This is a genomic window from Streptomyces sp. NBC_01352 (assembly GCF_036237295.1).
Lineage (GTDB): Bacteria > Actinomycetota > Actinomycetes > Streptomycetales > Streptomycetaceae > Streptomyces > Streptomyces plumbiresistens.
The window spans coordinates 9,673,750-9,696,706 of record NZ_CP108354.1; the positions used below are offsets into that span (position 1 = coordinate 9,673,750).

A 22,957-nucleotide genomic window follows, 5' to 3' on the forward strand; every position below is an offset into this window, starting at 1 on the left:
GCTCTTTCACTTCACGCAACACGGCGCTGCAAAGGTTGCGCTTGCCGCAACGCTCGGGCGGAGCCTACAACTCGACCATGACCTCGACCACGTACACCTCCCGTGTCTTCGCCCTCGAAACGATGGACGTGCCCGGCGCCACCGAGACGATCCTGCGCGGCGGCCGACACCTGCTTTCCCTCCTGCCGCAGGCCTTCGAAGGCGTTGGCCGCATCGGCGTCCTCGGCTGGGGCCCGCAGGGTCGCGCCCAGGCGCTCAACCTGCGCGACTCCCTCGCCGGCACGGACATCCGGGTGACCGTGGGTCTTCGCCCCGGCTCCCGCTCGGCCGCCGACGCCCGTGCCCACGGCTTCACGGAGGAGGACGGCACGCTCGGCGACTGGCTCGCCGTCGCCGCCGACAGCGACCTGGTGATCCTGTTGATCGCGGACGCCGCCCTCGCCGCGCACCACGAGGAGATCTTCGCGGTCCTCGAACCGGGCGCCGCGATCGGTCTCTCGCACGGATTCCTGCTCGGCCATCTGCGGGAGACCGGCGGCGACTTCCCGCCCGGACATCCGGTGATCGCCGTCTGCCCCAAGGGCATGGGCGACTCCGTGCGCCGCCTGTACCAGCAGGGCGCCGAGGTCAACGGCGCCGGGATCAACAGCAGTTTCGCCGTGCACGCCGACCCCGACGGCCGGGCCGTGGACCTCGCGCTCGGCTGGTCGGTGGCGCTGGGCTCGCCGTACACCTTCCGCACCACGCTCGACAGCGAGTACCTCTCCGACATCGTGGGGGAGCGGGCCATCCTGCTCGGCGCCGTCCACGGCATCGTCGAGAGCCTGTACGGCCGCCACCGCCTGGCCGGAGACGACGAGGTGACCGCGTACGAGAGGTCCTGCGAGAACGTCACCGGACCGATCGCCCGCATCATCTCGCACGCCGGACTGCGCGCGGTGCGCGAGAGCCTCGACGCGGCCGGCCGGGACGTCTTCGACCGCGCGTACACGGCGACCTACCCACCCGCCCGCGAGATCGTCGCCGAGATCTACGACGAGGTCGCCGACGGCACCGAGCTGCGCAGCGTCATCCTGGCCGAACGGCGGCTCGGGGCCCGCCCGATGACCGAGATCGGCGGTTCGCCGATGTGGTCGGCCGGCGACCGGGTGCGTGCCCGGCGCGCCGGACGCGAGCTGCCGGTCGACCCCTTCACCGCCGGTGTCTTCGTCGCCACCATGCTGGCCCAGGTCGACGAGTTCGCCGAGCGCGGGCACCCGTGGTCGGAGATCGTCAACGAGTCCGTCATCGAGGCCGTCGACTCGCTGCTGCCCTACATGCACGCCCGGGACGTGGCCCACATGGTCGACAACTGCTCCCGCACCGCCCGCCTCGGCGCCCGCCGCTGGGGCCCGCGCTTCCAGGCCGCGTACGAGCAGATCGCCTACCCCGCGGCCGAGGGCCCGGCAGACGCGTCCCTGGTGGCGGCCTTCGACGCCCACCCCGTCCACGAGGCCCTGGCGGCTGCGGCGAAGCTCCGGCCGTCGGTGGACATCGCGGTGGTCTAGAAGCCGCGCGGGGCGAAAGCGGTGGCACACACTCAGCTCCCCGGGCTCCTGCGCGGTCTGAGAACCAGCTCCCCGCCGCAGTTGGGACACACGTCCCGCATGGCCTCGCTGCACGGCACACAGAAGGTGCACTCGTACGAGCAGATCCGGGCCGGCCCGTCCGGCGGCAGCGTCGCCGTCTCGCAGCGTTCACAGCGCTCGCGCATCTCCAGTGCCATGTCCTCGCCCTCCTTGTCGCCTCCGGGCCCGGTGACCCGTTGCTCCCATCCTCGGGGCGCCGGGCCCGCCCGAAAGCCCGCCGGTGGGCCAAAGGCCAACACGATCGGGCCACCGACCGCCTCCAAGGTCAGCGCCACTCCACCGCGAAGGCCCGGCTCGGGTTCCGTACGAGGATCCGCTCCACCGTCTCCCCGCCCAGCTCGGCTTCGAGCCGAGGCCGCACCCGCCGCAGCAGATACGGCATCCCCGGGCCGCCGTCGACCGAGCGCGCCTCGGCGGTCGTGGTGTCGCCGCCGAGCAGCAGCCGGTCGCCGTGTCCGGCGTCGGCGAGCGCCCGGACGGCGCCGGGCATCCGCCAGTCCGTGGCGTGGTGGGCGCGAGAGGGCCCGTCGAAGGCGAGATAGCACCCCGTCTCGGCGGCCTGGAGGTGCACCACGCCGTCGGGGGAGCGGTTGAGGTGCCCCAGGATCACCCGGTGCGGCGGCACCTCCAACTCGCCGCACAGCAGGTCCAGTACGTCGAGGGAGCCGGTGCCGAGCTCCAGATGGACGGCGATGGGCGCTCCCGTCGCATGGTGGGCCTCGGCCGCCGCTCTCATCGTCCAGCGGGCGTGCCCGTCGAGGCCGTGGAAACCACCCGCCACCTTGATCAGCCCCGCCCGTACCCCCGATGTGCCGATGCCCACGGTCAGTTCGGCGACGAAGACCTCGGCGAGCCGACCGCGTAACCGGCCGAGCATCTCCTCGTCGTAGTGGACGGCCTGGTGCAGCCCGGTCGCGGCCACGACGACAACGCCCGTCTCCCGGGACAGCGGCGGCAGATCGGCGGCCCGCCGCCCCAGCCCGTACGGCGTCCACTGCACCACGCTGCCGCCACCCTGCGCGAAAAACGCCGCCAACTCGGCGCGAGTGGCGGACACGTGCTGGAGCTCCTGACCCGGCAGCCGGGGACTGCGGAAGAACAGATGGTCGTGCGCGTCGCAGACGCCCAGGTCGGCGGGGTGTACGTCCCCGAGCACCGTACGCACCGCGCTCACCATCGCCGCCCCCGCGGCAGCCGGTCCCGCCCCGGCGACGACAGATGCAGCACCTGGAACACGTCACCCTCGGCCTTCGGCGCCTCGTGCCCCCAGAGCGAGAAGTGGACCAGCTCCCAGCGGCTCGTGTCCACGGCGGCCGCCGCCAGCACCGCACCGTCCCGCGCCGCTGACCTTTGCGTTTCCCGCACCGCGTCTTCCATGGCCTCCCCCAACCGCACCCCGTCCGGCACCCGTTGCCGCCGCCGCACCGCCACCCGCGCGGGGTGGCCGACCGCGCCGCCCTCCTCGTACGCCAGCCCCGCCCACTGCCGGACCGAGGGCCGCCCGAAGTCGTCGGCGATCCCCTGGAAGGCGCCTCCCCAGAGGAACGTGTTCATGCTCTCCGGCGTGTCCCACAGGTAGAACGGCGCGTACTGGTTGACCGGCGATCCGTCGATGCCCCGCTCGCGCATCAGATACGCCTTGAGGCCGAGGCCGTCCCAGTCGTCGAGCAGATGCCCCTTGCGGGCGACCCGGTCGCGGATGATGTCCATGTCGTAGTCGGCGGGCAGCGTGAGTTCGTACTGCATGGCGTGCATCGGTGCCTCCTCAGGCCGGCCGGTCGGGCGCGAGCAGCGACAACAACCCACGGACGCCCGCGTCGAACGCGCCGGGCGAACCGGAGGCGCGGGCCAGGACATAGCCGCCCTGCACGGTCGCGAGGACGGCCGCCGCGATCTCCTCGCCGTCCAGCGACGGTGCGAACTGGCCCTGTTCCTTGCCCTCTTCGACGATTGCGGCGATCCGCTCACGGATCCGGTCGAGCGTCTCGTCGACCGGTGCGCGCAGTTCGTCGCTGGCGATGATGTCCGGGTCCATCGTCAGCCGCCCGACCGGGCAGCCGCGCAGCACGTCGCGCTCGCGCCGCAGATACGCCTCGATCCGCTCGTACGGCGTCCCGGGACCGTCGAGTACTCCCTCGGCGGTAGCCAGCAACTCCTCGGCCGTCCGCCGGATCGCGGCCAGGGCGAGGTCCGGCTTCCCCTTGAAGTGGTGGTACATGCTGCCCTGTCCGGCATCCGCGCGCTCCAGGATGGCCTTGGGGCTGGTGCCCACATAGCCGCGCTCCCACAGCAGCTCACGGGTCGCGTCGATCAGTCGCTCCGAGGTGCTCATACCGGCACTGTACATACTAGTAGTTACAGAAGTCGAGGTCCTCGGGAGCAGCATCGACCCACCCGTGTACTCCCCGCGAGGTACACGCACTGCCGCTGGCCGTACGACGACCCGGACCCCTCTCCGGAGCCACTGTCGAGGCATCACGGAAATCCCACCGAGGAGATGAATCGACATGCAGACCCTGGCGCACTTCGGCGACGGCGGCCCCGGCCCCTGGATCCTGCTCTTCCCCCTCATCTGGGCGGCCGTCGCGGTCGGCGGCATCACCCTGCTGCGCCGCACCGTGTGGCGCGGACGCGGCGGGCCCTGGCGGCGCCCGACCGCCAAGGACACCTTGACCGTCGACGACAACTCGCCCATCACCGTGCTCGGCCACCGCTTCGCCTCCGGCGAGATCGACGAGGACGAGTACTGGCGCCGGCTGTCCGTCCTGGACGAGCAGTTCGGCCGTACCGGCAAGGGCGGTGCGGCATGACCACCACGACCACCGCCACCGGCACACTGCCGGCCGCCCGGGTCGTCGACGCCGTGAAGGTGTACGGCGGCGGCGACACCGCCGTGAGGGCCCTGGACGGGGTGAGCGTCGACTTCCCGGCCGGCCGCTTCACCGCGATCATGGGGCCCTCGGGCTCCGGCAAGTCCACGCTGATGCACTGCGCGGCCGGCCTCGACACCCTCACCTCGGGCGCCGCCCACATCGGCGACACCGAACTGGGCTCGCTCGACGACCGCCGCCTCACCCTTCTGCGCCGCGACCGTGTGGGCTTCGTGTTCCAGGCCTTCAACCTGGTGCCGACGCTGACCGTCGCGGAGAACATCAGGCTGCCGCTCGACCTCGCGGGCACCAAGGGCGACCAGGAGTGGATCGACGCGCTGATCGACGTCGTCGGCCTGCGCGACCGCCTCCACCACCGGCCCTCCGAGCTGTCCGGCGGCCAGCAGCAACGCGTCGCCGTGGCACGGGCCTTCGCCGGCCGGCCGGACGTCGTCTTCGCCGACGAGCCGACCGGCAACCTCGACTCCCGCTCCGGCGGGGAGGTCCTGGGGCTGCTCGGCCGCGCCGTGCGCCGGACGGCCCGCACGGTCGTCATGGTCACCCACGACCCGGTGGCCGCCGCCCACGCCGACGAGGTCGTCTTCCTCGCGGACGGACGCCTGGTCGACCGGATGGAATCGCCGACCGCCGACAAGGTCCTGGACCGGATGAAAGCCCTCGAGGTGCCCTCATGAACGCCTCCGTACGTCTGAGCGTGTCCTCCCTGCGCGCCCACCGGCGGCGCTTCGCGGGAACGTTCCTCGCGGTGTTCCTCGGCGTCGCCTTCCTCGCCGGGACCCTCGTCATGGGCGACACGCTGCGCGCCGGCTTCGACACCATGTTCGGCAACGCGACCAGCGGCACCGACGCCGTCGTGCGCAGCGCCGACGCCATCACCACGCCGGGGGAGAGCGAGGGAGTGCGGCAACCGGTCGACACGGACCTGGTGAACGCCGTCGAGCGGGTCCCGGGCGTCGCGGCCGCCGCCCCGAACATCCAGGGCGCCGGCCAGCTCGTGGGCGCGAACGGCAAGCCCATCGGCGGCCAGGGCCCGCCCACCCTCGCCGGCAACTGGATCGCCGACGAGAAGCTCAACTCCTACCGACTCGCCGAGGGCCGCGCCCCGGAGCGGTCCGGCGAGGTCGTCGTCAACCGCGGCACCGCCGAGAAGGGCGACCTGAGGATCGGCGACACGACCACCCTGCGCACCCCCGACCCCGTCAAGGTGACGATTGTCGGCCTCGCGACCTTCGGCGGCGAGGACGGCATGGCCCAGGTGACCTTCACCGGCATGACCCGGGCCGACGCCGAGAAGTACCTCACGGCCCGGCCGGGCGAGGCGTCGAGCATCCAGGTGCGGGCCGGACCCGGGGTGAGCCAGCGGGAGCTCGTCGACCGGCTGACTCCCGTCCTGCCCCAGGGAGTCGAGGCCATCACCGGCCAGGAGTCGGCCGAGGAGAACACCGACATGATCTCCAGCCAGTTCCTGACCCTCTTCACTACCTTCCTCCTCGTGTTCTCCGGCGTCGCCCTGCTGGTCGCGACCTTCTCCATCCACAACACCTTCGCGATCGTCGTCGCCCAACGCGCCCGCGAGAACGCCCTGTTGCGCGCCCTGGGCGCCTCACGCCGACAGGTCACCGCGTCGACGCTGGTCGAGGCGAGTGTCGTGGCCGTGTTCGCGTCGGCGGCGGGCCTGGCGGGCGGCATCGGTGTCGCCGCCGGACTGCAGGCCCTGTTCCCGGCGATCGGATTCCCGTTCCCCGAGGGCGACTTGGTGATCAGCGCCGTGTCGATGGCCCTGCCGCTCGCGGTCGGCGTCGTGGTCTGCCTGGGCTCCGCGCTGCTGCCCGCCGTACGCGCCGGCCGCACCGCACCCCTGGCCGCCCTGCGCGAGACGGCCGTCGACACCACCGGCGCCTCCCGGATCCGCGCCGTCACCGGCATGGGCCTCGCCGCCCTCGCGGTCGCCGTGACCCTCACCGGTGTCCTGGTGTCGCCGTCCCTCTGGCTGGCGGGAAGCGGCGCCGTCCTGGCCCTGGCCTCCTTCGTGGTGCTCGGCCCGGTCGCCTCGACGACGGCCGTACGCGTCCTCGGCGGCCCGCTCGACCGGCTGCGCGGTGTCACCGGCGGCCTCGCCCGGCGCAACGCCCTGCGCAGCCCCCGGCGGACGGCCGCCACCGCCAGCGCACTGATGATCGGGGTGGCCGTGGTCTCGCTGTTCACCGTGTTCGGCGCCTCGCTGAAGGCGACCATGGACCAGACCGTGTCCCGGTCCTTCGCGGGCGACGTCGCCGTCAGCACACCGTCGTTCGGCGCGGGCGGCAGCGGCCTCAGCCCTCGGCTCGCCGGAGCGGTCCAGGAACTGCCCGAGGTGGACACGGCCGTCGGACTCGGCCGTGGCGTCGCCGAAGTCGACGGCAGGGGACGGGCACTGACCGTCACCGACCCGCTCGCCCTGGAGCGCACCTTCGACCTCGGCAAAGTCGACGGCTCCCTGCGCGACCTCGGCACCGACGGCATCGCCATCACCGAGAACGAGGCCGACAAGCAGGGCCTCACCACCGGCGACACAACACGCCTCGCCTTCACCGACGGCACGACACGGACCTTCACCGTCCGCGCGGTCTACGGCCAGTCGGAACTCGCCGGCGAGTACGTCATCACCCGCGCCGCCTGGGCCCCGCACCGCACCCAGGACTCCGACACGCTCGTCGCCGTCTCCTTCAAGGACGGCGTGAGCACGGAGACCGGCGAGACAGCGGTGGAGAAGGTCGCCGCGCGGTACGGCAACCCCGAGGTGCAGACCCGGGACGAGTACGCACAGTCCTCGGCCGGCGGCATCGACATGATGCTCACCCTCGTCTACGCCCTGCTCGCCCTCGCGGTGCTCATCGCGCTCCTCGGCATCGCCAACACCCTGACGCTGGCGATCCACGAGCGCACCCGTGAACTGGGCCTGCTGCGGGCCGTCGGCCAGACCCGGTCCCAGCTGCGGGCCATGGTCCGCTGGGAGTCGGTCCTGGTCGCCGCCTTCGGCACGGTCGGCGGGCTGGCCCTCGGCGCCTTCCTCGGCTGGGTGCTGGTCAAGGCCTCGGACGGGGCGAGCGACAGCGCCTTCGCCTTCGCGATGCCGCCCCTGCAACTCGCGGTGGTGGCGCTGGTGGGCCTCGCGGCGGGCGCCCTCGCGGGCCTGCGCCCGGCCCGGCGCGCGGCACGCCTGGACGTGCTGCGGGCGATCGCCACCGAGTGACCTCCGGCCGAGCACGTTCGCCGTCTCGACACCGGCTGAGGCGCCCTCGAAGGCGAACGACCCATCCAACCAGTCACCGCCCGGTCAGCCTGCAACGGCGGACCGGGCGGGAGCGTGTTCGGGCCTGCGCAGGTCGACGGTGTGCGCGACCTCGACGAACCGGTGTGCGGGCTTGTCCGCCACCTTGCGCCGCTGCGGGCGCGCGGCAGCCGGCCGCGCGGACGAGGGCGTCGGCAGCGTGAACCACACGACCTTGCCGGACTCGCCGTCCGGCCGCGCGCCCCAGCTCTCGCTGACCGCGGCGACCATCGCGAGTCCTCGCCCGGTCGTCGCGAACGCCTCGGCGTCCTCCACGACCGGCAGACGCGGGTCGTGGTCGCGCACCGAGACCATCAGACGGTCGAGCAGCAGCTCGATCTCCACGGTGCACGTCTTGTCGGGCCGGGCATGCAGGTGGACGTTGGTCAACAGCTCCGTCACACCGAGCGCGGCCCGGTCTATCAGGGGGTCCAGATGCCAGTAGCGCAACTGCGCCGATACGATTCTGCGGACCTGGCCGATCCGCGACGGCAGGGCTTGGAGCTCTACCGCGCAGTGCCTGCTTGGGTGACTGATCACGGCTGCGACTCCCCGACATAGAGGTCCGGAAGAACACTGGGTTCGGATCGATCCAGCAGAGTGCCCGCGTGACACGGCCGCCTGCTGTCGTGGCCGGCGGCTGGTTCGCAGCGTTATCGCCGGTAAACCGAGAGTGATGTGAGACCAGCGTGACCCAGGGGGCGCGGTCCCGCAACTCGCGGTGCTTCAGTCGTTACGCCCTGCAGCCCGCCGTACGGCTTCGATGAACCGGCGTGCCGCGGGCGGGCCGGGCTCGCCCGGGGCGGGGTCGTGCTCGCCCAGGGTCAGCAGGTAGCGGTTGCCGTTGAGGTCGGCCAGCGCCCGGTCCTCGGGGGCGAACCAGGGTTTGGAGGCGCGTACGGCCTGTACCGGCGCACTGTCGATCTCGCTGCCGTAGCTGGTGAGCAGCTCCAGTCGGCCGCCGCTGATCCGGACCTGTCCGGCCCGGGTGAGCGAGCGCAGCCGCTTCCCGATCCGCACGCCCGTGGCCGTGAACTCCGGCTCCGCCATCCCGTCCCGCCCCCTTGTGCGTGTGGGTGCCGGCCCGCGCTCCCCTGCGGGCCGTCGTCCTGCTCGTGTCGTGATCCAGTGTGCGCCCCCGTGCGGACCTTCGTCCCGTCCGGCAGTCTGCCTGCCACCGACGTCGAGCACCAGTACGCACGGCCTGCTCGCCGAGAGCGCTCGGAGCACTCGCGCGAATGCGCCCCCACCCCTGTGCGCCGCCCTGCCCCAGGGGTGCCTTTGAGGCGCTCAAAGGTGTGTTTATGCAGGTGAGAAGCGTGCGGAAGATGTCTATGATCGGTGTGGCGGCCGCGCGACGCGCCGTCGGCGCGCAGCCTAAGGAGCCCCGCCGTGAGTACCCCGCAGAAAACCCGGACCGGCGAAACCCTCGACGTGGACCACACGGACGCGGCCTACCGCGGCTGGCTGAAAGAAGCGGTCCGCAAGGTCCAGGCCGATGCCAACCGCTCGGCCGACACGCATCTGCTGCGCTTCCCGCTGCCCGAGAAGTGGGGCATCGACCTGTACCTGAAGGACGAGTCGACCCACCCGACCGGCAGTCTCAAGCACCGGCTCGCCCGTTCGCTCTTCCTCTACGCCCTCTGCAATGGCTGGATCCGGCCCGGCCGCCCGGTGATCGAGGCGTCCAGCGGTTCGACGGCCGTCTCCGAGGCGTACTTCGCGAAACTGATCGGCGTGCCCTTCATCGCCGTCATGCCGCGCACGACGAGCGCCGAGAAGATCCGCCTGATCCAGCTCCACGGCGGGCAGTGCCACTTCGTGGACGACTCCCGGAAGATGTACGAGGAAGCCGCCCGCCTCGCGGTGGAGACCGGCGGCCACTACATGGACCAGTTCACGTACGCCGAACGGGCCACGGACTGGCGCGGCAACAACAACATCGCCGAGTCCATCTTCCGCCAGCTGGAGTTGGAGCGGTTCCCGGAGCCCGCGTGGATCGTCGCCACAGCCGGCACCGGAGGCACCTCCGCGACCATCGCGCGCTACGTGCACTACATGCAGCACGACACCCGCATCTGTGTCGCCGATCCGGAGAACTCGTGCTTCTTCGAGGGCTGGACCACCGGCGATCCGGACGTCACGTGCGACTGCGGCTCCCGCATCGAGGGCATCGGCCGGCCCCGCATGGAACCCAGCTTCGTGCCCGGCGCGATCGACCGGATGATGAAGGTCCCGGACGCCGCCAGCGTCGCCGCCGTACGCGCCCTGGAGCAGGCCATCGGCCGCAAGGCGGGCGGCTCGACGGGCACCGGACTGTGGAGCGCTCTGAAGATCGTCGCCGAGATGGTCGCGGAGGGCCGGCAGGGAAGCGTGGTGACCCTGCTGTGCGACCACGGGGACCGCTACCTCGACAAGTACTACTCGGACGCCTGGCTCGCCGAACAAGGCCTGGACATCGCGCCCTACACGGCGGCGATCGCCTCGCTGCTGGAGTCGGGCATCTGGCGCTAGGTTCCGTCGTCACCTTCCCGCCTGCCCCGCGACGCCATCCACGCACACACCTGCGCCGGGCTTGGACTCACCCCTGGTACAGGTCGATGTGCTTACCGCCGGGATCCTGCACGGTGGACGACCGTGGCTTCCACGGCCTGTCGACCGGTGCTTCGATCTCCACGGCGCCGGCGGCCAGCGCACGCGCATGCGCGGCGTCGATGTCCTCGACGCCCAGACCGGGTCGCCCGAGAGTCAATCGAGCAGCGCTACGATCGCCCGCTCTACCTCGTTGTAGTGACCTGCCGGTCAGAATCCAGGGCGGACGACGGGAATGTGACGACAGGCCTAGCGCGCCGCCAGTCGCCGGTCGAGCGAGGTGACGGCGTCCCGGAAGGCCCGTCCGAGGCCCGAGCGCGCGAACGTCAGGGCCAGCCGAAACACCGCCGGCCCGTCCGCGGCGAAGGTCCACTGCACGCGGGTGCCGGTGCCCGCCGGGGTCAGCCGCCACTCCTCGACCAGTGCGCGGGGGCCGGGAGCATTGGTCTCGTCGACGCGGTAGGCGTACACCTCGGCCTCCTTGGCGACGAGGACCGTCTCCAGGAAACGCGTCCCGCCCTTGAGCCGGACCTCGCGCCGGGCGCCCTCCTGTACGGACCGCGCGAGCGTGACCGCCCCGAACCAGTCGGCCCAGCCGGGCACGTCCTCGGCGAGTGCGCGGAAGACGGCAGCGGGGGATGCGGAGATCTCCCGTGCGAAGACCAGTCGTACGGGGGCGGTCTCGACGAACTCGATCCCCACCGGGCGCAGTTGACGGGCCATGGGGCGAACCCTCTCGCGGGAAGCGGGCGTTGACCGGGCAGCGTCACCTTAGCTGACGGCCAGTCAGCCGTCTGCACCCTCGTCGGGCTCGCCCGCCACCACCAGCCGCCGCAGATGCTCCGAGATCTCCGCGCGCGCCTCGCCCGGCAGCCCGGCGTCCGTCACCAGCGTGTCGACCTGCTCCAGCGCGGCGAACGAACTCAGGCCCACCGTCCCCCACTTGGTGTGGTCGGCGACCACCACGACCCGCCGCGCCGACTGCACCAGGCGACGGTTGGTCTCGGCCTCCGCGAGGTTCGGCGTGGACAGGCCGGCCTCGAGCGATATGCCGTGCACACCGAGGAACAGCAGATCGAAGTGGAGCGCCGCGATCGCCTGGTCCGCCACCGGCCCCACCAGCGAGTCGGACGGGGTGCGCACCCCGCCGGTCAGCACGACCGTGGCCGCACCCTGCCGGGGACCCGAGGTGCGCTGCGCCACGTGGAACACGTCGGCCACCCGAACCGAGTTGGTGACGACGGTCAGGTCCGGCACGTCGACCAGCCGGTGCGCCAGCGCGAAGGTCGTCGTGCCGCCCGACAGCGCGATCGCGCTGCCCGGCACGACCAGCTCCGCCGCGGCCCGCGCGATGTCCTCCTTGGCGGTCAGCTCCAGACCCGACTTCGCCTCGAAGCCCGGCTCGTGCGTGCTCGCCTCGACCACCGGGACCGCGCCGCCGTGCACCTTCTCCAGCACGCCCTGCCGGGCCAGCGCGTCGAGGTCACGCCGTACGGTCATGTCCGACACGCCGAGCTTGCGCGTCAGCTCGTTGACGCGGACGCCACCGCGGCGCCGGACCTCGTCCAGGATCAGGGCACGTCGCTGCTCCGCGAGGAGGTTCTGATTCTCGCTCACGTACGCTCCGGTCCTTTCGCCTCAACCCGTCCGACACGCCCTGCGCACCCCTTGTGACAAGGACATTTTGCCCTCCCCTGGTGTGCGGACGTCCCATCCTTGCATGGGCCGGGGCCGGTGGCGCCACTGACCGTCCCGACGCACGCATGTCACCGGGGTGACATCCGGGCCCACGGCTGTCACACGGATCGGGGAGATTCCGTGACGAGAGGTGTACACCACGCGCCGAACGGCGATCCTTGTGCCCGCACGGACAGATGCCGACGGCGCGTCACGGGGGAAGTGCGAAACAGTGGAACGTGCGCAGAGACATGTCTCGACCGCCGGAGCCGACGGCTCCACCACGCGGCCCGAGGAATCCGGAACCGCCCTGGAACTCCTGGTCCACGGAGTCGGCGGCACCACACCCGAGGAGATGCTCGACGATCCGCTCACGGTCCGGATCACCGGCGACGACACGGCGGCCGTCTTCCGGCGCGCCGACGACGTCGACGCCGAATCGGCACCGGACGAACACCGGGGCCGTCCGGTGCCCGAAGCGTACGTCTGGTGCAATCTCACCTCCGGCAACGGCACCCGGGCCCTGTGGCTGTTGCTGCTGCCGTTCATGGTCGTCAACCTCGCCCACTGGATGCGTCCGACCGCGCGCGGCCGTACCCGGACGGTGCGCCTGTACGGGCTGCTGGTGCGGCTCACGGGACTGACCCTGACCGTCCTGCTCGTCGCCGCCGTCTGTGAGGTCGCCCTCGACCTCGCGGCCTGGCAGTGCGCGGGCACGTCCGCGTGTGCGGAGCGGCACTCCTGGCTCGGCTTCCTGTCGCCCACCGTCTCGGACGGCGGCTGGTGGAGCAGGCCCGGCCGCCGCCTCGCCCTCGCCGCCCTGGTCCCGGCCGCGCTCACCTGGCTGCTGTGGTACCTGTCCCACCGCACCTGGAGCGCGTACGAGTCCCAGGAGCCGTTGTCCCGCTCGCCCGAGCCCGACGAGGAGACCGGCCGCACCGCGCTGGGCCGGCCCGGCTTCTGGTACGGACGCCGCCTGGTGGCCCGGCTGCGCGCCGCCCACACCGCCGCCGCACTGCTCACCGTGGCCGCGGCGGTCGGCACCTCGGCCGCCCGGTTCGACCACCGGCCCGGCGGTCCCGCGCTCCTCGACGCCCTGGGCCGGCTCCTGGAAGCGGCGCTGGTCGCCGCCGCGGTGGGCGTGGTGTGGGTGGTCTGCCGCCGGGGCCGCAGCGAACGCCGCCTCGACCGGGAGCTCGACGCCCGTCTCGTACGACGGCTGCCGCTCGCCGCCCTCGTCCTGCTGGTCCTCGCCGCCGTCTACGCCGGGTGGGAGCGCCCCGGATGGGAATCGGCCGGCCGCCTGCCGGGCGACGCGACCTTCGGCGGCATCGCGCTGGTCCAGGGACTGCTCGTCATCGCCCTCGGCGCGGTCGCCCATGTCCTGTACCGCACCCATCCCGACCCGCGCGCCGCGATGCGCGGCCTGGCCGGGCCCGCCGTCGCGATGCTGGCCTGCGCACTGGGCGGGGTCATGTCCGGCGGAGTCTCCCAGCGCGTCGCCGACTGGCTGGACGGCACCGGCACGAACATCCCCGGCCCTCCGGTGCTGCTGACCTGGCAGGCGTCCGTGATCCCGCCGCTTCTCGTCGTCCTGCTGGTGCTGGGCGGCTGGCTGGCCTGGCGGACCTGGCTGCTGCGCCGCGCCGCAATGGCCACGGTGGAACAGGACTACCCGGGCCGGCACAACGACACCACCCGCACCCGCCGCATCGCCCGCGCCCGCGCGGCGGCCACGCTCACCGACCGGGCGCCCCTGCTCGTCGCGGTCACCTCCACCACGACCCTCCTCCTCGGCGCCGCCGCCCTCGTCGGCGCCATGACCTCCGACAAGGCACCCGCCGAGGCCGCACAGCGGACGCACTCCTTCGTCGAGGGCGCCGCAGAGACCGCGCAGGCGCTGGGCTCCTGGCTGATCGGACTCGGCTTCATACTGTTCGTCACCTGGGGCCGACGCGCCTACAAGGACCCCTCCGCACGGCGCACCATCGGCATCCTCTGGGACGTCGGAACCTTCTGGCCGCGCGCCGCCCACCCCTTCGCACCGCCCTGCTACGCCGAACGCGCGGTGCCCGACCTGACCTGGCGCATGGAGACCTGGACCCGGGCCACCGCAGGACGACTCGTCATCTCCGGACACTCACAGGGCAGCGTGCTCGCCGCCGCGGCCGCCTGGCAGCTGACGCCGTCCGTCCGCAAACGCGTCGGCCTGCTGACGTACGGCTCTCCGCTGGAGCGCCTCTACGGCCGCTGGTTCCCCGCCCACTTCGGCCCGGCCGCGCTCAGCGCCCTGCACCACGACGTCGACTGCTGGCGCAACCTGCACCGGCCCACCGACCCGATCGGCGGGCCGGTCGGCCTCACCGGCGACTGCGGCCCTGAGGTGGACCGCGAGCCGCTCAAGGACCCGCTCGCCTACGGCCGGACCGACGAACACCCATTGCCCGCGCCGATCCTCGGCCACTCCGACTACCAGGCCGACCCGGCGTTCGCGGAGGAACGGGCACGGCTGCTGGCCCGGCTGCACCCCGGCGTACCGGCGCAGCGGCCTCAGGACGACTCGGGCAGGTCCTCCGCGTAGAGCAGCGTCAGGTCGTCCGTGCTCGGGTCGGCGACCTGGGCGACCCGGCTCGCGTGCCGCTCGACCATCGCCTCGAAGGTCTGGCGGGCGGTACGGCCGTTGCCGAAGGCCGGTCCCTTGGGGAGCGTCGTGAAGTACGTCAGCAGGGCCTCCGAGGCGCCCGGCGCGAGCCGGTACTCGTGCTCCTCGGCCTGCTGCTCGACGATCCGCAGCAGCTCCTCGGGGTTGTAGTCGCTGAAGGTGATGGTCCGTGAGAAGCGGGACGCCACACCGGGGTTGATCGAAAGGAACCGCTCCATCTCGGCCGTGTAACCCGCGACGATCACCACGACGGCGTCCCGGTGGTCCTCCATCAGCTTGACCAGCGTGTCGATGGCCTCCTTGCCGAAGTCCCGGCCCGAGTCCTCCGGCGACAGCGCGTACGCCTCGTCGATGAACAGCACGCCGCCGCGCGCCTTGTCGAAGGACTCCTGCGTGCGGATCGCCGTGGAACCGATGTGCTCGCCGACCAGGTCGACGCGGGACACCTCGACCAGGTGGCCCTTCTCCAGCACGCCGAGGGAAGCGAGGATCTCGCCGTAGAGACGCGCGACCGTCGTCTTGCCGGTGCCCGGGGAGCCCGTGAAGACGAGGTGGCGTTTCACCGACGCCGCCTTCAGCCCCGCCTCCTGCCGGCGCCGGCCCACCTCGATCATGTCCGTGAGCGCCCGGACCTCGCGCTTGACGCTGTCCAGGCCCACCAGCGCGTCCAGTTCACCGAGCACGGCCTTCGAGGTCCGCGCCGGCTTCTCCGGCTGTGCGCCGGTGACCAGGGGTTCCTGCTCGGTGGTGCGCTGCCCGGGGATCGTGCCCAGCAGGCCGGGGGACTCGGACGCCGTCTGTACGGCGGTCTGAGCCGCGGACGGTCGGCTCGGACCGCCGCTCTCGTCGCTCGTGCAGTCCTCGACCACGGGGCCCGCGCCGGACCCCGCGTCCGGGCCGACGTCCGCGAACTCGTATCCGCCGCGCGCGCACCGCTCGGTACGGCACTTCTTCAGCGTCGTACGACAGCCGTCGATCACATGGAAGCCGTAGCCTCCGCTGCCCGTGACCCGGCAGTTCAGGAAGCTGCCCCGGCCGCCCGCCGAGACGTAGAAGCCGGCTTCTGCGGGGGAGTCGACCGTGCAGCGCTCTATCGTCGGGTCGGCGCCCTTGGTGACGATCACGCCGGTCTGGGTGCCGGACACCGTGCAGTTGTTGAGCGTGCCGCCGCTGCCGTGGTCGCGGAACCAGGCGCCCGTCGCCGCGTCCCGGATGCGGCAGTCGTCGAGCTGAGCGGTGGCGCCGTCGCTCACCGACACGGCGGTGTTGCGCACCTGGGACAGATCGCTGTCGACGACGTCCGCGCGCGAACCGCGGTCGAGGACGAACAGGGCGTCCGGCACGTCGTGCACCCGGCAGGAGTCGAGGACGACGGTGGCGCCGTCGCTGACCCAGACGGCCGGGTAGTCGCCCGTGCTGTCGAAGATCTCGCACTGGTTGGCGTCCACGCGGGTGCCCGGGTCCCACACCGACAGGCCGTTGCGCCCGAACTGACGCACCGTCGTGCGGGTCAGGGTCAGCACCGAACGGGAGCGCAGGTCGACCGCGTTCTCCGGGATGTCGTGGATACGGCAGTCGGCCAGGGTCAGCACCGCGTCCGTGTCGAGGGTGACGCCGTCCGCCGTGGTGCGGTGCACATCGCAGTTCGTGAGGTGCGCGGTGGCCCGGCCGGTGACCTGGACGCCGCTGCCCCGGACCTCGTAGACCTCACAACCCACCGCTTCCAGCGCGGAGTTCTCACCCGTCACCGACAGGCCGACGCCCGAGGCGTGGTGCACTCGGCAGCGGTCCAGCCGCGGGTGCCCGCCGCCGCGCACCGCGACGCCGGCCTGGCCCGCCGCGACGACCTCGCACTCCTCGAACACCCCGCCCCCGCCGTCGAGCACGGCGATGCCGATGCCGGCCGGGTTGTCCACGGTGCAGCGCCGCACGGTCGGCCGCGCACCGCCGCGCACCTCGATACCGGCCGCGGACCGCGTCACGATCCGGATGTCCGTGAGCTCCGGGGTGCCCTCCTCGACGAGCAGGGCGGGCGCGGCCACGTCCTGGCCCTCCACGTGCAGGTCCTGGACCACGGCCGAGGCCCGCACGGTCAACGGCACCCCGTCCAGGGGCGCGATGCGCACCGAGCCCGGGGAACCCTCGGGGCCGCGCAGGGTCACCGCCCGCTGGACGACGAGGTTCTCCCGGTAGGTCCCGGGGGCGACGGTGAGGACGTCGCCCTCGGCCGCGGCCTCCAGGGCGGCGGCGAGCGACGCGTACTCACCTGTGCGGCGCCGCCAGCGCGATGTGCCGGTGTGCGTCACCTGGACCGTGCCCTGTGCCATGGCGTTGCTGTGCCCCCACCTCGTGGTACGCGGGTTGATGCCGAATGCGTTCGGCCGGTCCACCGTAGCGTGCGCGCAGGCGGTGGGTTGACCAGAGCCGGAAGGCTGTCAGCTGCCGGTGCCGGTCCTGCCCCAGTCCGGGCCCGCACGCTCCCAGGCCTGGTCCCAACGGGCGTACCGGCGACGGACCATGCGCCACAGTGCGAGCCTTCTGCCCGCCTCGACGAGGACCGCGGTGAGCAGGGCCGCGCCGAAGCCGGCGAGGACGGCATGGGTGGTCGCGGTGGCGGAGTCGAGCGGGCGGGCGACCAGGCGGCCGTGCTCGTCCGTCCACAGGGTGAAGTGGTCGCCGCGGTGCGGTCTTTCGAGGGCGGCCACGACCGTGCCGTGGTGCGCGGTGCCGTCCGGGGCGGTCCAGTCGGCCTCCACCCGGCTGCGCAGATCCCGGCCCGAGGAGGTCTCCGGGTCGGCGTCCAGAGGAGAGCGGTCCAGCTTGCGGACCACGGTGGCTGTCACCAGGTGGCGCGACTCGCGCTGCTCGCGCACGGACCGCTGCAGCGCGTCCTCGGCGACGCCGCCGACGAGCGCGCCGATGACGGGTCCGACGACCAGGATCAGCAGCACGGCCACGAGGGCCACCCAGGCCTCGGCCAGATCGGTCGCACGGCGCAACGGGTTGCGCCGCCAGCGCCAGATTCCACTGATCGCTCGCACCGTCCCGCACCCCCTTCCCGCTCCGTGATAACCCCCGGCGGAGCCGTTCACGCGCGGGCCCGGTCAAAGAGAGAGCGAAATCACCTGTGGCCGGGTCCTCTCATGAACTTCTCACGAACCCAACGCCCGGCCCCCCGGGCCGGGTTCCCGTGATCCGGCTTCCCGCCCGATCCGCTCCTCCCGATCCGCTCCGCTCGGTGCGCTCTACTCGAGAACGGTCACCGGATCGCCGACCCGGATCGTGCCGGGGGAGAGCGGCACCAGGTTCTGCCCGAAGACGAGCTTGCCGCCGAGGCGCCGGTGCCGGCCGAGGGTGCGCAGGGGTTCCCGGCCGCGGTCGGCGGTGCTCTGGTCGGTCGTGGTCACGACGCACCGCCCGGACATCTTGGCGACCCGGAAGACGACGTCGCCGATGGAGAGGCGCGACCAGTGGTCCTCGGCCCAGGCGGCGGTGCCCGACACGACGACGTTGGGCCGGAAGCGGTTCATGGGCAGCGGGCCCTCGGCCGCGTGGTCACCCTGGGCGATCAGGGAGTTGAGGGCGTCGAGAGAGGCCGCCGAGGTGAGCAGCAGCGGATAGCCGTCGGCGAACGACACGGTCTCGCCCGGCAGGGCGAACTCCGGGTCGACGGGTCGGCAGGTGGCGGGGTCGGCCATGTGGATCAGGCGCAACTCGGCGCCGAGGTACTCGCTGCACCAGGCATGCGCGGCGTCGCTCTCGGCCGGCACCGCTTCGACCTTGTCCCGGAAGACGTTCACCGGCACGCTGACGTCCGGCCGCGGCACGGGCACCGTCAACGTGTCCATGCCGGGCGCGGACAGACGAACGCCGCCGCCGGGCAGCAGCTCGGCGGCGGCCAACGCGAGGCGCGGTTGCTCGCGTTGCGTGACGACCTTTCCCCCGTCGTCGACCAGTACCCAGCGTCGGTCACCGGCCAGCCCCCAGGGCTCCACGACGGCCTCCCGGGGCGCCTGGCCCCGGAACGCCTTGACCGGATGAACATGAATCGACTGCAGCTGTGCGCTCCCCATGGGGCCATCGTGCCAGTCGGCACCGACAGCCCGAGAAGGATTTAGTAGCCGCGGTACTGCTGGTTGTGCTGGTTGTTGTACGGGTCCTGGTAGGGAGCCGGTGCGGGCCGGGGAGCCGCGGGGCGCATCGCCTCGTAGCCGGTGCCCATCCCGGGGCCCGGCTGGCGCGGTTGCTGCGCCTGCGGACCGGGATAGCCGCGTGGCGCGGCGGCCTGCTGCGGGATGTACGCCGCGGGCGCCTGCTGGAGCGGTGCGGGCTGCTGTGCCTGTGGATAGCCGTAGGAGGGCTGGGACGGACCCGCCGGAAGGGCGGGGAGTGCCGACGGCAGCGCGGGCAGATAGCTGCGCGGCGTGTCGTACTCGGCGGGGACCCGGATCGGAGCGATCTGCGGGGTCCCCCGCTCGGCCACGAGCCTGTCGTAGATCGGAGTGTCCGGGAAGGAGGCGGAGTAGTAGCCGCCGCCATAAGTGGAGCGGGGGGAGGTCATGGCACATAAGTTAAGCCCACGATGTGCTGGTTGGGGAGACCGATAAGAGGGTTGTTTTCCGTGTCGGCAGTGACGCGGGATCCCCAATGCGAGCGAACTTGGCAAAAAGGGACGGCGGACAGGGTGATTCTCATGTAAAGGCCGAGTTCCCGGGGGGTTACCGGCGGTTGATCACCGGTCTTCCTGCGCTGTTCATGGGAGTTCGCCGGCTCGGGGAATAGGTTGGCCGGGTAGGCAGCACGAGGCGAGTGCCGGGGCGTACCCGGCGCGGTGACACGCGATGGGGGCGGACATGTCAATGCCGAAAGGGTCGAATGTTCCGGTGCCGTCGACCGCACTGCGCGTCGAATTGGGGTGGCGTTCGGGTGCTGGTGTCCCCGACGTGGATGCCTCGGCGCTGCTGCTGGTCGGCGGGAAGGTCCGTTCCGACGCCGACTTCGTCTTCTACAACCAGCCGGTGCACGCCTCCGGCGCCGTCCGCCACGAGGGCAAACGGGACGAGGGCGGCCGGGTGACCGACACTCTCCTCGTCGACCTCGCGCGCGTGGAGCCCGCGATCGAGACCGTCGTCCTCGCCGCCTCGGCGCACGGCGGCACGTTCGCGGCGGTGCCGGACCTCTATATCGAGGTCCGTGAGGAGGCTCGATCCACCGTGGTCGCGCGTTTCGACAGTGAGGGCGCCACAGTAGAAACCGCTTTCGTTCTCGGTGAGTTCTACCGTCGTCAGGGCGCCTGGAAATTCCGGGCCGTGGGACAGGGCTACGGCAGCGGCCTGGAAGGCCTCGCCAGGGACTTCGGGATCACCGTCGACGAACCGCAGCAGGCCGCACCCGTCACGGCCCCCGCCGCCGCGCCGCCGCCCCCTCCCGCGGCGTCCCCGGTCCGTCTCACCAAGGTGACTCTGACCAAGGCCGCCCCCTCCGTGTCGCTCACCAAACAGGGCGGCACTTCGGGCGCCCTGCGGGTGAACCTCAACTGGGAGACGCGCAAGCAGTTCTCGGGCTGGGGCAGCAAACTGGGCCGGGCGGTCGCGATGCACGCCGACCTCGACCTCGACCTGTGCGCCCTGTACGAACTCGCCGACGGCAGCAAGGGAGTCGTGCAGTCGCTCGGCAACGCCTTCGGCGCCCTGCACCAACCCCCGTACATCCATCTCGACGGCGACGACCGCACCGGCGCCGTCGCGAGCGGCGAGAACCTCACCGTCAACCTCGACCACCAGCGGGCCTTCCGCCGCATCCTCGTCTTCGTCACCATCTACGAGGGAGCGCGCTCCTTCGCCGAGCTGAAGGCCACCGTCACCCTCCAGCCGCAGCACGGCGCCGCGATCGACTTCTCCCTCGACGAGTGCACCGTCCCGTCGACGGTGTGCGCGCTCGCCCTGATCACCAACACCGGCAGCGACCTGGTCGTCCAGCGCGAGGCCCGCTACCTGGTGCCCGAACGCGGGGTGAGCCCCCAAAGGACCGTCGACCACGCGTATGGGTGGGGCATGAACTGGACGCCGGGCAGGAAGTGACCGCTCAGGTCTCGTCGCCCACCACGGCGTCCGGCCGCGCGTAGGTACGGCCCTTCCATGCCGCACCGCGTCCCCTGTAGTGCTGCACGGCCGAGTCGACCGTCATGAGGAGGTAGAGGAACGCGGTGAACGGCAGCAGGGGAGCGAGCCACAGCGGCTGACCGTAGTAGCGGAGCATCGGGACGTACGTCCCCGTCATCACCAGCCACGCGAGACCACCGAGGACCACGGCCGCCGTACGTCCCGTCGCCAGACCCGCGACCAGGGCCACGGGCGGCACGAGATACACCAGCACCAGCCCGGCCACCGTTCCGGTCAGCAGCAGAGGGTTGTGCCGCAACTGCGCGTACGCGCTGCGCGACACCATGCGCCACAGGTCGTGCAGCCGCGGATAGGGGCGCACACTGTCCACCCGTTCCGCCAGGCCCAGCCAGATGTGTCCGCCGTCGCCCTTGACGGCCCGCGCGAGCGCCACGTCGTCGATGACGGCCTGGCAGATGGCGTCCGGGATCCGCGCCCGTTCGGCCGCCTCGGTGCGCAGCAGCACACAGCCGCCCGCCGCGGCCGCCGTCCGTGCTCCCCGGACGCCGATCCGGCGGAACGGGTACAACTGCGCGAAGAAGTAGACGAAGGCCGGCACCACAAGGCGTTCCCACAGGCTCGCCACCCGCAGCCGGGCCATCTGGGAGACGAGGTCGAAGCCCCCGGTGCGCGCCGCCGCGACCAACTGCCGAAGGCTGTCCGGGGCGTGGGCGATGTCGGCGTCCGTCAGCAGCAGGTACTCGGGGGCACGCGCGCGTGCCAGGCCGATGCCGTGGCGCACCGCCCAGAGTTTGCCGGTCCAGCCCGCGGGCGGCTCGCCGGGCGAGGTCACGGTCAGCGGCAGTCCTCCGTGGCGCCGTGCCAGTTCGTGCGCCAGCTCCCCGGTGCCGTCCGAACTGCCGTCGTCCACGAGGAAGATTTCCGCCCGCCCCGGATAGTCCTGGAGGAGCAGCGACGGCAGACTCGCCGGCAGCACCTCGGCCTCGTCGCGCGCCGGTACCACGACACAGACCGGCGGCCAGGCCTCGGGGTCGGTCCTGGGCGGAAGTCTGACGTCCGTGCGCCAGAAGAAGCCCTGGCAGAGCAGCAGCCACAGCCAGGCGGCGAGTGATCCGGCGGCAGTCCACACGATGGCGCTCACGGGCGCAGTCTGCCCCACGCGCCCGGCCCGTAAGGGCCCATCGTCTATCGTGGCGGGGTGAAGATCGCGCTCATGGACTCCGGGATCGGGCTGCTGGCGGCCACCGCCGCGGTACGGCGTCTGCGACCCGACGCAGATCTCGTCCTCTCTTTGGACCCCGACGGCATGCCCTGGGGTCCCCGGACCCCTCAGGACCTCACCCGGCGCGCCGTGGCCGTCGCCGAGGCCGCCGCCGCGCACCGGCCCGACGCCCTGATCATCGGCTGCAACACCGCCACCGTGCACGCGCTGCCGACCCTGCGCGCCCGCCTCGAACCCGGTATCCCGGTCATCGGCACGGTCCCCGCGATCAAGCCGGCCGCGGCCGGCGGCGGCCCCTTCGCGATCTGGGCGACGCCCGCCACGACGGGCAGCCCCTACCAGCGCGGCCTCATCGAGGACTTCGCCGACGGCGTGGCGGTCACCGAGGTGCCCTGTCACGGTCTCGCCGAGGCCGTCGAGCACGCCGACGAGGCGGCCATCGAGGCCGCCGTCGCCGCGGCCGCGGCCCTGACCCCGGACGAGGTAACGACCGTCGTCCTGGGCTGCACCCATTACGAGCTGGTCTCCGAGCGCATCCGCGCCGCGGTGCAGCGCCCCGGCTTCCCGCCGCTCGTCCTGCACGGCTCCGCGGGGGCGGTCGCCGCTCAGGCGCTGCGCCGGCTCGGCGAGCAGCCCGCCCCCCGGGCGGTGGCCGACGGAACCCTGACGGTGCTGCTGAGCGGACGCGAGGGGAGTCTGCCCGAGCCCGCGCTGGCCTACGAGGAGGGCCGGCTCCTCGCGACGGTCAGCCCCGCGCGGTAACCACGCAGACGTCCTCCGTATGCGGCGCGTACGCCGGGGCGGACAAAAGCGGACGTCCGGCGTCCGTTGCCCCACCCGGAGCAGTCACTCT

The 22,957-nt window shown here is 72.3% G+C and carries 22 protein-coding genes; 8 read left to right on the forward strand and 14 right to left on the reverse strand.

Translation table 11 applies throughout. The annotated features are described in order from the left end of the window. Window positions 1-77 precede the first annotated feature (77 nt). Complete coding sequence (locus tag OG252_RS44320) at window positions 78-1,547, forward strand: ketol-acid reductoisomerase (protein ID WP_329343356.1); 1,470 nt, start codon at window positions 78-80, stop codon at window positions 1,545-1,547. 32 nt (window positions 1,548-1,579) lie between these two features. Here the strand turns inward: OG252_RS44320 and OG252_RS44325 are convergent, their stop codons facing one another. The 4 genes from OG252_RS44325 to OG252_RS44340 form a co-directional block, all read right to left on the reverse strand. Continuing rightward, entirely contained in the window at window positions 1,580-1,765 is a 186-nt protein-coding gene (locus OG252_RS44325) for a DUF1272 domain-containing protein (RefSeq protein WP_266444871.1), read from the reverse strand. Between the two features lie 128 nt (window positions 1,766-1,893). Then, a complete protein-coding gene (locus OG252_RS44330) occupies window positions 1,894-2,805 on the reverse strand; it encodes a phosphotriesterase family protein (protein ID WP_329343358.1) in 912 nt (303 codons plus the stop codon). Further along, the gene (locus OG252_RS44335; RefSeq protein ID WP_329343360.1) at window positions 2,799-3,383 is read right to left on the reverse strand and encodes a DUF4865 family protein; all 585 of its coding nucleotides are present in this window, start codon (window positions 3,381-3,383) and stop codon (window positions 2,799-2,801) included. Before OG252_RS44335 ends, OG252_RS44330 begins: the two co-directional genes overlap by 7 nt. A 10-nt stretch (window positions 3,384-3,393) precedes the next feature. Continuing rightward, window positions 3,394-3,960 (reverse strand): TetR/AcrR family transcriptional regulator, encoded by a 567-nt coding sequence (locus tag OG252_RS44340; RefSeq protein WP_266444882.1) that lies wholly within the window; start codon window positions 3,958-3,960, stop codon window positions 3,394-3,396. Between the two features lie 175 nt (window positions 3,961-4,135). Between OG252_RS44340 and OG252_RS44345 the strand changes: the two genes are divergently transcribed. From OG252_RS44345 to OG252_RS44355, 3 genes are read left to right on the forward strand one after another with little or no spacing between them, the layout of a single operon-like run. Next, window positions 4,136-4,438: an SHOCT domain-containing protein gene (locus OG252_RS44345; protein WP_266444885.1), complete on the forward strand. Its 303-nt coding sequence runs from the start codon at window positions 4,136-4,138 to the stop codon at window positions 4,436-4,438. Beyond that, complete coding sequence (locus OG252_RS44350; RefSeq protein ID WP_266444888.1) at window positions 4,435-5,193, forward strand: ABC transporter ATP-binding protein; 759 nt, start codon at window positions 4,435-4,437, stop codon at window positions 5,191-5,193. The genes OG252_RS44345 and OG252_RS44350 overlap by 4 nt, the downstream gene beginning before the upstream one ends. Beyond that, window positions 5,190-7,751, forward strand: a complete 2,562-nt coding sequence (locus tag OG252_RS44355) for an ABC transporter permease (protein ID WP_329343363.1) — start codon at window positions 5,190-5,192, stop codon at window positions 7,749-7,751. The genes OG252_RS44350 and OG252_RS44355 overlap by 4 nt, the downstream gene beginning before the upstream one ends. Window positions 7,752-7,835: 84 nt before the next feature. Here OG252_RS44355 and OG252_RS44360 read toward each other — a convergent pair whose 3' ends face one another. Then, a complete protein-coding gene (locus tag OG252_RS44360) occupies window positions 7,836-8,369 on the reverse strand; it encodes an ATP-binding protein (protein ID WP_266444893.1) in 534 nt (177 codons plus the stop codon). Window positions 8,370-8,555: 186 nt separating this feature from the next. Then, window positions 8,556-8,879, reverse strand: a complete 324-nt coding sequence (locus OG252_RS44365) for a hypothetical protein (RefSeq protein WP_266444896.1) — start codon at window positions 8,877-8,879, stop codon at window positions 8,556-8,558. Between the two features lie 342 nt (window positions 8,880-9,221). On the opposite strand from OG252_RS44365, the gene OG252_RS44370 reads away from it, so the two are divergent. Further along, window positions 9,222-10,343 (forward strand): PLP-dependent cysteine synthase family protein, encoded by a 1,122-nt coding sequence (locus tag OG252_RS44370; RefSeq protein ID WP_329343365.1) that lies wholly within the window; start codon window positions 9,222-9,224, stop codon window positions 10,341-10,343. Window positions 10,344-10,410: 67 nt separating this feature from the next. On the opposite strand, the gene OG252_RS44375 is transcribed toward OG252_RS44370, so the two are convergent. From OG252_RS44375 to OG252_RS44385, 3 genes are all read right to left on the reverse strand, one after another. Continuing rightward, window positions 10,411-10,581, reverse strand: coding sequence for a VOC family protein (locus tag OG252_RS44375; RefSeq protein WP_329343368.1), 171 nt, complete (start codon window positions 10,579-10,581; stop codon window positions 10,411-10,413). A gap of 89 nt (window positions 10,582-10,670) precedes the next feature. Next, a complete protein-coding gene (locus tag OG252_RS44380) occupies window positions 10,671-11,144 on the reverse strand; it encodes an SRPBCC family protein (RefSeq protein ID WP_266444902.1) in 474 nt (157 codons plus the stop codon). A gap of 63 nt (window positions 11,145-11,207) precedes the next feature. Next, on the reverse strand, window positions 11,208-12,038 hold the full coding sequence (locus tag OG252_RS44385; RefSeq protein WP_329343370.1) for a DeoR/GlpR family DNA-binding transcription regulator: 831 nt from the start codon (window positions 12,036-12,038) through the stop codon (window positions 11,208-11,210). A 292-nt stretch (window positions 12,039-12,330) separates the two neighbouring features. Here OG252_RS44385 and OG252_RS44390 point away from each other — a divergent pair, with 292 nt between their 5' ends. Then, window positions 12,331-14,679 carry a hypothetical protein gene (locus OG252_RS44390; protein ID WP_329343372.1) on the forward strand — a complete coding sequence of 783 codons (2,349 nt, stop codon included), beginning with the start codon at window positions 12,331-12,333 and terminating at the stop codon, window positions 14,677-14,679. On the opposite strand, the gene OG252_RS44395 is transcribed toward OG252_RS44390, so the two are convergent. From OG252_RS44395 to OG252_RS44410, 4 genes are all read right to left on the reverse strand, one after another. Further along, the gene (locus OG252_RS44395; RefSeq protein WP_266444911.1) at window positions 14,649-17,087 is read right to left on the reverse strand and encodes a right-handed parallel beta-helix repeat-containing protein; all 2,439 of its coding nucleotides are present in this window, start codon (window positions 17,085-17,087) and stop codon (window positions 14,649-14,651) included. The two genes, OG252_RS44390 and OG252_RS44395, sit on opposite strands and share 31 nt — an antisense overlap. 108 nt (window positions 17,088-17,195) lie before the next feature. After that, window positions 17,196-17,801 carry an Rv1733c family protein gene (locus OG252_RS44400; RefSeq protein ID WP_266444914.1) on the reverse strand — a complete coding sequence of 202 codons (606 nt, stop codon included), beginning with the start codon at window positions 17,799-17,801 and terminating at the stop codon, window positions 17,196-17,198. Window positions 17,802-18,005: 204 nt separating this feature from the next. Beyond that, entirely contained in the window at window positions 18,006-18,833 is an 828-nt protein-coding gene (locus OG252_RS44405; RefSeq protein ID WP_266444917.1) for an MOSC domain-containing protein, read from the reverse strand. Between the two features lie 41 nt (window positions 18,834-18,874). Then, window positions 18,875-19,321 (reverse strand): DUF6643 family protein, encoded by a 447-nt coding sequence (locus tag OG252_RS44410; RefSeq protein WP_329343377.1) that lies wholly within the window; start codon window positions 19,319-19,321, stop codon window positions 18,875-18,877. A 298-nt stretch (window positions 19,322-19,619) separates the two neighbouring features. On the opposite strand from OG252_RS44410, the gene OG252_RS44415 reads away from it, so the two are divergent. Then, on the forward strand, window positions 19,620-20,840 hold the full coding sequence (locus OG252_RS44415; protein WP_329345358.1) for a TerD family protein: 1,221 nt from the start codon (window positions 19,620-19,622) through the stop codon (window positions 20,838-20,840). 4 nt (window positions 20,841-20,844) lie between these two features. Here the strand turns inward: OG252_RS44415 and OG252_RS44420 are convergent, their stop codons facing one another. Then, window positions 20,845-22,011 (reverse strand): glycosyltransferase, encoded by a 1,167-nt coding sequence (locus OG252_RS44420; RefSeq protein WP_443068514.1) that lies wholly within the window; start codon window positions 22,009-22,011, stop codon window positions 20,845-20,847. Window positions 22,012-22,080: 69 nt separating this feature from the next. Here OG252_RS44420 and OG252_RS44425 point away from each other — a divergent pair, with 69 nt between their 5' ends. After that, on the forward strand, window positions 22,081-22,866 hold the full coding sequence (locus OG252_RS44425) for a glutamate racemase (RefSeq protein ID WP_266444931.1): 786 nt from the start codon (window positions 22,081-22,083) through the stop codon (window positions 22,864-22,866). Window positions 22,867-22,957: the final 91 nt, after the last annotated feature.

Excerpts from the sequence above, each read along its gene's own strand:
- OG252_RS44320 (WP_329343356.1), top strand. The coding sequence starts at position 78 with ATGACCTCGACCACGTACACCTCCCGTGTCTTCGCCCTCGAAACGATG.
- OG252_RS44325 (WP_266444871.1), bottom strand. The coding sequence starts at position 1,765 with ATGGCACTGGAGATGCGCGAGCGCTGTGAACGCTGCGAGACGGCGACG.
- OG252_RS44330 (WP_329343358.1), bottom strand. The coding sequence starts at position 2,805 with ATGGTGAGCGCGGTGCGTACGGTGCTCGGGGACGTACACCCCGCCGAC.
- OG252_RS44335 (WP_329343360.1), bottom strand. The coding sequence starts at position 3,383 with ATGCACGCCATGCAGTACGAACTCACGCTGCCCGCCGACTACGACATG.
- OG252_RS44340 (WP_266444882.1), bottom strand. The coding sequence starts at position 3,960 with ATGAGCACCTCGGAGCGACTGATCGACGCGACCCGTGAGCTGCTGTGG.
- OG252_RS44345 (WP_266444885.1), top strand. The coding sequence starts at position 4,136 with ATGCAGACCCTGGCGCACTTCGGCGACGGCGGCCCCGGCCCCTGGATC.
- OG252_RS44350 (WP_266444888.1), top strand. The coding sequence starts at position 4,435 with ATGACCACCACGACCACCGCCACCGGCACACTGCCGGCCGCCCGGGTC.
- OG252_RS44355 (WP_329343363.1), top strand. The coding sequence starts at position 5,190 with ATGAACGCCTCCGTACGTCTGAGCGTGTCCTCCCTGCGCGCCCACCGG.
- OG252_RS44365 (WP_266444896.1), bottom strand. The coding sequence starts at position 8,879 with ATGGCGGAGCCGGAGTTCACGGCCACGGGCGTGCGGATCGGGAAGCGG.
- OG252_RS44380 (WP_266444902.1), bottom strand. The coding sequence starts at position 11,144 with ATGGCCCGTCAACTGCGCCCGGTGGGGATCGAGTTCGTCGAGACCGCC.
- OG252_RS44395 (WP_266444911.1), bottom strand. The coding sequence starts at position 17,087 with ATGGCACAGGGCACGGTCCAGGTGACGCACACCGGCACATCGCGCTGG.
- OG252_RS44405 (WP_266444917.1), bottom strand. The coding sequence starts at position 18,833 with ATGGGGAGCGCACAGCTGCAGTCGATTCATGTTCATCCGGTCAAGGCG.
- OG252_RS44410 (WP_329343377.1), bottom strand. The coding sequence starts at position 19,321 with ATGACCTCCCCCCGCTCCACTTATGGCGGCGGCTACTACTCCGCCTCC.
- OG252_RS44415 (WP_329345358.1), top strand. The coding sequence starts at position 19,620 with ATGCCGAAAGGGTCGAATGTTCCGGTGCCGTCGACCGCACTGCGCGTC.